This is a genomic window from Rhodopseudomonas sp., from assembly GCF_048594845.1.
Taxonomy (GTDB): domain Bacteria; phylum Pseudomonadota; class Alphaproteobacteria; order Rhizobiales; family Xanthobacteraceae; genus Rhodopseudomonas.
In genome coordinates this window covers 1-2,014 of the sequence record NZ_JBMDXE010000117.1, presented here as the reverse complement: position 1 = coordinate 2,014, position 2,014 = coordinate 1, and the positions used below count along the sequence as shown (strand labels likewise).

Sequence of the window (2,014 nt, the reverse complement as noted above, 5' to 3'; positions counted from 1 at the left end):
CGCCGACGCGCTTTTGCCCGTTGAGACCGCGCTGGACGACATCCCGGCACTGGCCGTCACACGGGCTGATGCGGCAAGGCTCCATCGGGGCCAGGCCGTTTTGTTGCGCGGACGGGATGCGCCCAATTGCAGCGGCACAGTCTATGTCACGGTGGCAGGCCGGCTTTTGGCCCTCGCCGAGCTCGGCAACGGCGAACTCATCCCCAAGCGTGTGTTCAACCTCTCGGGACTGACTGCCAGTCCCGTCGCCAAGGAAAGTAACTGACGATGTCGATTGCCGCAGAACGCAAAGCGGAAGTCATCAAGACCAATGCCGTCAAGGCCGGTGATACCGGTTCGCCCGAGGTCCAGATCGCGATGCTGTCGGAACGCATCGCCAACCTCACCGCGCATTTCAAGACCCACACCAAGGACAACCACTCGCGCCGCGGGCTGTTGAAGCTGGTGTCGACGCGCCGTTCGCTTCTCGACTACGTCAAGAAGAAGGACGAGGCGCGTTACAAGGCGCTGCTCGAAAAGCACGGCATCCGTCGCTGATCGATCGCGTCCGCCGGCTGCGGCACGGAAGCGGTGCGCCGCTTCCCATCCGCCGCGCCGGCCGAACCACCACACGGGTGTGAACGAATTCGCCCGTGTGTTTCGCTCAGCCGCATCCGGCGGCTGGGCCGTCAACGGGCCCAAGGCCCGCTCCGCGAGGTCGGCGACCAAGGGTGGTCGCGATCCCGCACCCGGGAGGACCGAGCGCCATTCCCACCTTAAGACCATGGCAGGATCGCCGGACGCTGTGCACGCTTCGCTGCCAGCGTCCGGCCATCTTGGCATGGTCTTTTGGTATCTGGCGTCCGGTCGTCTCGGCATCCGCATTAAAGAAGGATCCGATGTTCAATCAGCATTCCGTCGAAATCGATTGGGGTGGACGCCCCCTCAAGCTTGAAACCGGCAAGATCGCCCGCCAGGCCGACGGCGCCGTCGTCGCCACTTATGGCGAGACCGTCGTGCTCGCCACCGTGGTGGCCGCCAAGTCGCCCCGCGAAGGCGTCGACTTCCTGCCGCTCACCGTCGACTATCAGGAAAAGACCTACGCGGCTGGCCGCATCCCGGGCGGTTACTTCAAGCGCGAAGGCCGTCCGACCGAGAAGGAGACGCTGGTCTCCCGCCTGATCGATCGCCCGATCCGGCCGCTGTTCGCCGACGGCTGGCGCAACGAGACCCAGGTGATCGTGACCGTGCTGTCGCACGACATGGAGAACGATCCCGACATCGTCTCGCTGGTCGCCGCCTCGGCCGCGCTGACGCTGTCCGGCGCGCCGTTCAAGGGCCCGATCGGCGCCGCCCGCGTCGGCTTCATCAATGACGAGTACGTGCTCAACCCGGTGCTCGACGAGATGCCCGAGACCCAGCTCGAGCTGGTCGTCGCCGGCACCGCCGACGCCGTGCTGATGGTCGAATCCGAAGCCAAGGAGCTGTCGGAAGAAGTCATGCTCGGCGCCGTGATGTTCGGTCACCGCCACTTCCAGCCGGTGATCGACGCGATCATCGAGCTCGCCGAGAAGGCCGCCAAGGAGCCGCGCGAACTCAACGTCGTCGACGATTCGGCGATCGAGAAGGAAATGCTCGGCCTGGTCGAGCAGGAGCTGCGCGCCGCCTACGCCATCCCGGTCAAGCAGGATCGCTACGCGGCGGTCGGCAAGGTCAAGGAGAAGGCGATCGCGCACTTCTTCCCGGAAGGCCAGGAGCCGAAATACGACAAGCTGCGCGTCGCCGGCGTGTTCAAGGAGCTCGAGGCCAAGATCGTTCGCTGGAACATCCTCGACACCGGCAAGCGCATCGACGGCCGTGACAGCAAGACGGTTCGCAGCATCGTGGCCCAGGCCGGCGTGCTGCCGCGCACCCACGGTTCGGCGCTGTTCACCCGCGGTGAGACCCAGGCACTGGTCGTGACCACGCTCGGCACCGGCGAAGACGAGCAGTACGTCGACTCGCTGTCCGGAACGTACAAAGAGACGTTCCTGCT

Annotated in this window: 3 protein-coding genes; all 3 read left to right on the top strand. The window is 65.4% G+C overall.

What is annotated here, in order from left to right:
• A partial coding sequence (locus tag ACOJTD_RS07290) for a tRNA pseudouridine(55) synthase TruB (protein WP_420132254.1) occupies positions 1–265 on the top strand: 265 nt, incomplete at its 5' end.
• A gap of 2 nt (positions 266–267) precedes the next feature.
• A complete protein-coding gene (gene rpsO, locus ACOJTD_RS07285) occupies positions 268–537 on the top strand; it encodes a 30S ribosomal protein S15 (protein ID WP_420132253.1) in 270 nt (89 codons plus the stop codon).
• A gap of 341 nt (positions 538–878) precedes the next feature.
• Positions 879–2,014 (top strand): polyribonucleotide nucleotidyltransferase (locus tag ACOJTD_RS07280; RefSeq protein WP_420132252.1); only part of this gene is annotated, 1,136 nt, incomplete at its 3' end.